5 protein-coding genes are annotated in these 5,550 nt (G+C 49.9%); all 5 read right to left on the bottom strand.

Annotated elements, in window-relative coordinates:
- On the bottom strand, positions 1–2,457 hold a 2,457-nt coding region (locus tag ACN4EK_RS31845; protein WP_431662465.1), incomplete at its 3' end, for a tetratricopeptide repeat protein.
- A gap of 75 nt (positions 2,458–2,532) precedes the next feature.
- Complete coding sequence (locus tag ACN4EK_RS31840; RefSeq protein WP_431662464.1) at positions 2,533–4,101, bottom strand: M16 family metallopeptidase; 1,569 nt, start codon at positions 4,099–4,101, stop codon at positions 2,533–2,535.
- 170 nt (positions 4,102–4,271) lie between these two features.
- Complete coding sequence (locus ACN4EK_RS31835; protein ID WP_431662466.1) at positions 4,272–4,541, bottom strand: HepT-like ribonuclease domain-containing protein; 270 nt, start codon at positions 4,539–4,541, stop codon at positions 4,272–4,274.
- A 74-nt stretch (positions 4,542–4,615) separates the two neighbouring features.
- Positions 4,616–4,909, bottom strand: a complete 294-nt coding sequence (locus ACN4EK_RS31830; RefSeq protein ID WP_431662463.1) for a nucleotidyltransferase family protein — start codon at positions 4,907–4,909, stop codon at positions 4,616–4,618.
- A 78-nt stretch (positions 4,910–4,987) separates the two neighbouring features.
- The gene (locus ACN4EK_RS31825; protein ID WP_431662462.1) at positions 4,988–5,419 is read right to left on the bottom strand and encodes a CoA-binding protein; all 432 of its coding nucleotides are present in this window, start codon (positions 5,417–5,419) and stop codon (positions 4,988–4,990) included.
- Positions 5,420–5,550: the final 131 nt, after the last annotated feature.

The raw sequence follows: 5,550 nt of genomic DNA, 5'->3' as shown, positions 1-5,550 counted from the left end.
AGATGTGTATAAGAGACAGGAGGAAGATGGGGTGGGGTGGGGAGAGCGAGAGGCTGTATGGGTGACGATCGCTGGCGACTGACGCGAGAGTTGCTGTTTGGGCAACGGTTTACCCTGCCGACTTACCGGAACTAGCCGTTTTCTCTGTTCCTTACCTTCCTTATCTCCCCTATCTTCCTTACCCTCCCCATCACCCAGTCCCAACTGCTGCAATAACACCCTCTGCATTTGCTCGATCGCGCTATCCCAATCGCCATAAGCAGGTTGGCGGAATAGTCGCATCGTGGGATACCAGGGGCTATCATCGCGATCGAGCATCCAGCGCCAGTCGGGGGCAAACGGTAGTAGCAACCAAACAGGTTTACCTAATGCACCCGCTAAATGCGTTACCGCCGTATCGACACTAATGACTAAATCTAATTGCTGAATCCAGGTCGCCGTATCGACAAAATCCAACAATTGCTCCCGTAAATCGTGAATTTCAGGATGAGCTTGCAACAACTCTAAATCCGTAGACTGAATTTCTTTCTGCAAACTATACAGTTGCACCTGTGGTAACTCAGCTAATGACAATAGTTTTGCCAACGGGACTGCCCGACTGCGGTTATACGGATTTTGCGGATTCCCATTCCATACCAACCCAATCTTTAACCCAGCCTCACCTCCCTCATCTCTCTCACCTCCCCCACCACCCAAATACGGCACATCCGCCGGAATCGTCGCGATCGTCGTCCCCAAAATAAACGGCAGACTCATCAACGGCGCATGGACATCAAACGCAGGCAAGGGTTTGCCATAGGGAATCACTTCAGCAATCCCAGGTATCCGTTGAAATAAATTGACCAGAGGGGGATGGCATTCCACCACCACACGTCCGCCTCGTTGCACGACGATCGGCACATAGCGAATAAACTGAATCGCATCGCCCATGCCCTGTTCTGTATGCAGAAAAATCGTTTTACCGTTGAGGGGTGAACCATCCCAGCGATCGCCCGGAAAGGGACGCGGCGGATTTTGCTCCTGAAACTTGCTCCACTGGAACCGCCATTCATATCCGGCAAACCCTGGTTCCAGATCACCGGCTAACAAGTAGGTCAGGGCTTTATTCCAGTGCGCTTCGACAAATTCAGGTTTCAGGTCAATCGCTCGATCGTAAGCTACAAAGGCTTCTTCAATCCGATTACAGTTCCGTAAAGCAATGCCCAAATTGTTGTAAGCTCCGGCAAAGTCCGGTTGAATTCGCAGGGCTTGCTGGAAGTGATCAAACGCCACCTCAAACTCACCGTACTGTTGCAGCATATTCCCCAGGTTGCTATGGGTTTCTGCCAGATCGGGATTAATTTCCAAAGCACGCCGATAACAGGCGATCGCGTCATCGATTTTGTTCTGTTCCTGATAGGCATTCCCCAGGTTATTGTGAACTTCGGCATAATCGGGACGCAGTTCAATCGCCTTCTGAAAATAGGCAATTGCCTCATCTATTTTCCGTTGATCTTTTAATAACGCCCCTAAATTACTGTAAGCCTCGGCAAAATTAGGACGATATTCTAACGCCTTTTGATATTGCGCGATCGCCTGGTCTGGCTGACCAAATTCCTGATAGGCATTGCCTAAATTATTCAATGCTTCTGGATAGTCAGGGCGAATCGCCAAGGCTTGCTGATACGCTGCGATCGCCGCCTCTAACTTGTTTTGCAGTTGCAGGGCATTGGCTAAACTATGGTGCGCTTCGGCAAAATCCGGTTTCAGGTCGATCGCCCGTTGATGTTGGACAACTGCCTCATCATACTTTCCTTGTTGCTGTAACGCATGTCCCCAACTGTTGTACGCCTCAGGGAAATTCGGCTTAAGCGCGATCGCCTGCCGATAGTAGTCGATCGCCTCATCAAGCTGCCCCTGGCGTTGTAGTGCTACCCCTAAATTGTGATGGGCTTCCGGGTAGTTCGGCTTCAGCAGCATGGCTTCCCGGTAATGGGGAATGGCTTCCTCCAATCTGCCCAAATCCTTTAAAGCCGCTCCCAGGTTATTGTGGGCTTCGGGATAATTTGGTTTCAGCTTTAGCGATCGTGCGTAGGTGGTGATCGCTTCCTCCAGTTGACCTGACTCCCGCAGCGCATTCGCCAGATTATTCAATACCTCAGGATGATCTGGCTTTAGCTCCAACGCCTGCCGATAGTGCCCGATCGCCTCCGTTAACCGACCCAATCCCCGCAGGGCGATCGCCACACTATTATGGGCATCAGGAGTATTCGGTTGCTGTGCCAATACCTGCTCAAAGCCCGCTAATGCTTCCTCAAATCGCCCCTGTTGATACAGCAATGCCCCGAGAAAGTTCAAGGCATCCACGGCATCCGGTTGTTGCACCAGAATTTGGCGGTATAGCTGTTCCGCCTCAGTTACCTGCCCTGCCTGGTGATGTTGCAACGCGCGGTTTAACAAATCTGAGGTACTGAGCATCGACGGACTCCCCTGCCATAGGTCATTGGGACACTATTCTAGCGAGGGTAAGAGCATTGGGAGCAAGGAAAAATCCTAACTATCCTGGGGCAGAATCCGCCCGATCGTCCGATTCTCAGGCGTTAAAGTCGCTTGAGCCACCCGTTGAATATCCGCCGCCGTAATCGCTTCAATTTTCTCAATTTCTGTAAACAGGTTGCGCCAGTTGCCAGTTTTCACCTCATATTCCAGTAACAATTGCGCCATGCCACTATTAGACGATAGGGAACGTAGCAATCCCGCCTTTGCCTGAGTTTTGACGCGATCGAGTTCTGCCGCCGATACAGGTTCTGTTTTTAAGCGATCGATTTCCGTTCGCAACGATTTTGCCACTTCTTCCACCGTATGTCCGGGAGCGGTCAGAGCATAAAACAGCATCAAATTATCAAACTTGTCCCCTGGAAATCCCGTAAAGCCCTGTGCCGTTAGTGCCACCTGTTGCTGTTCCACCAAGGATCTATACAGTCGGGAAGTCCGCCCACTGCTGAGAATATCCCCCATCATGTCATAGACAATATGATCCGGATGCTTAAAGGCTGGAGCGTGGTAGCCTTCTAAATACCAGGGTTGCGATTTCAGTCGCAAGGTGACTTCCCGCGTTGCGGTTTGTGGTGGTTCCACGGCGATTACTTCCGGTGGAGCAGGTCTGCTGGGAAAGCGACCAAAGTAGGTATTCGCTAACCGTTTAACCTCTGCTGGATTCACATCGCCCACGATGGCGATCGTCAAATTATTCGGCACATAATGGGTATCAAAAAATGTCTGCACATCCTGCCGTGTCAGGTTGCGAATATCCTGGTCATAGCCAATCACCGGACGATGATAGGGATGCACCTTAAAGGCAGTCTCCAGAAAGGCTTCGATCATTTGCCCGATCGGCGAATTATCCGTCCGCATTCGCCGTTCTTCCAGAATCACCTCTTTTTCCTTATAAAATTCCCGAAATACGGGATCTAAGAAGCGTTCCGACTCCAGCGACATCCAGAGTTCTAATTTATTTGAGGGAAAACTATAAAAATAGCGAGTGGCATCGGTAGAGGTATTGGCATTCAGTCCCACCCCTCCAGACTGTTCCACAATCCGCCCCAGTTCATTCTGTTGCACCAGTTCTGACGCAGCAGCTTCCACTTTGGTAAACTCTGCCTGTAGCTTTTGGACTTCTGCCGTTTGTCCTTGCTGAGTCGCGACTTGGATCTGATCTGCCAACTGATCCAGGCGATCGAGTAAGGGTTTCTCGGTCTGGTAATCAGTTGTGCCAATCCGGCTGGTGCCCTTAAACGCCAGATGTTCCAGGAAATGAGCCACGCCAGTTTTGCCATTTGGTTCATCGGCTCCCCCCACATCCGCGTAGGTCAGAAACGAAACCGTCGGGGCTTTATGCCGCTCCAGCACAATGAATTTCATGCCATTGGCGAGTTTGAACTCTGTTACCTGATCGATGACGCGATCGAGATACGGCTGAATCGATTGGGTCGTCGCTGGTTGTGCCCACACGCTTTCTGCTACTGTCACCCAACCAAACACCGTTAGCAGCAGGGATAGCACGATCGCCCGTCCCCATTGTTTTAATACCGATAGAATATTTCTGGAGCGAAAGCAGGACATAGACTGATCCAGTAGAGCGAATAACTAGGAAAAAATGCACTCTATCCAGGATACTTGCTCTAATTCCGAGTTGTGGCGAAAGTCGAATTGATTCAATTAGGTAATCCCTACGATCGATTAAGATTAGCCGCTACAGGTGACTAAAACACCTAGCACGTAACCTTTCGGCATTAACGATTCAAATCCTCCAAAACTCCAGAGATCATGGTCTTTAACTGAGGGACATCCTCCTGCACTGCCCTCCAAATAATTTCTACATCAGTATTAAAATAATCATGAATCAATTTATCTCGTATTCCAGCAATATCACGCCAGGGGATAGCCGGATATTGGCTTCTTACTGAATCCGGAATGCGCTTTACGGCTTCGCCAATAATTTCGATCGCCCTAGAAACGGCAAACACCTTTTCTAAATTTTGTGAGAAAGCTGCAAACTCAATACCTGCCGTAAACTACTCGATCGCCGCAATCGCATCCAGAATATCTTGCAAGTAGTCTGCAACTTCTCTCTGACTCACAAATAGATAACCTCTGCCAAAATCCGCTCTCCAAGGCGTGGTTTTAAACCAGACTTATGCACCAAATCGACTTTGACTCCCAGATTGTCACTGAGATAGTGTTCCAGATTGACAAATTTTAACAAGCTTGGTGTCTCAAAAAACTCTACCAACACATCGATATCGCTCGTTTCAGTCTGTTCTTGCCTCACATAAGAACCAAAAATCCCGAGTTCCCGGACGTTGTAACGTTCCTGTAAAAACGACTTATTTTGGACAAGCCACTGCTGAATCTCCGCCAGCGTCTTCATAAGACTAACTCCCAGAAGGCAAGTACAGCAAGTCATCTAGCTTACCTTGCCCTGTTCCAGCGATAAACGGTGTATCAATCAGCACCTTGCGATTTCGATCCCCAACCGCCAATATTCCACCTTAATGCAAGCATCCATCACTATCGTTAATCCTGCTTCTTGCGCCAGTTGTGCCGCTACCGGATCAGCGATTCCCAATTGTGCCCATACCGTTTTAGCGTGAACCGCGATCGCCTCCTCCACCACCCCGGCTAAAAACTGCGATCGACGAAACACATTCACAATATCGATCGCTTCCGGCACTTCGCGCAGCGACGAATAACACGGCTGACCATCAATTTCGCGCACCGATGGGTTCACTGGATACACGGTATACCCCGCTTGCCGCAAAAATTGGGCAATCTGGTAACTGACGCGATCGGGTCTGTCCGAATGTCCCATCACCGCAATCACCTGAGCCTCCGTCAACATCTGCCGCAGCACCGAATCCGTTGGGTTGACAGTCGGCATATTGATCCACCTCAGCCTAACGACACGATCGCCCCAACACCAGCATCCCATCCGACAACGGATAAATCCCATCCGCTTCAGTCACCCCCTGCTTCCTCCCCATCTCCCCCATCTGTCTCTTATACACATCT

The organism is Pantanalinema rosaneae CENA516 (genome assembly GCF_050753385.1).
Classification (GTDB): Bacteria; Cyanobacteriota; Cyanobacteriia; order Leptolyngbyales; family Leptolyngbyaceae; genus Pantanalinema; species Pantanalinema rosaneae.
The sequence above is the reverse complement of the archived record's forward strand: the minus strand, read 5'-3'. Positions and strand labels throughout refer to the sequence as shown.

Bases quoted from the DNA above. Each gene is read 5' to 3' on its own strand.
- ACN4EK_RS31840 (WP_431662464.1), bottom strand. From the start codon at position 4,101: ATGTCCTGCTTTCGCTCCAGAAATATTCTATCGGTATTAAAACAATGG.
- ACN4EK_RS31830 (WP_431662463.1), bottom strand. From the start codon at position 4,909: ATGAAGACGCTGGCGGAGATTCAGCAGTGGCTTGTCCAAAATAAGTCG.
- ACN4EK_RS31825 (WP_431662462.1), bottom strand. From the start codon at position 5,419: ATGCCGACTGTCAACCCAACGGATTCGGTGCTGCGGCAGATGTTGACG.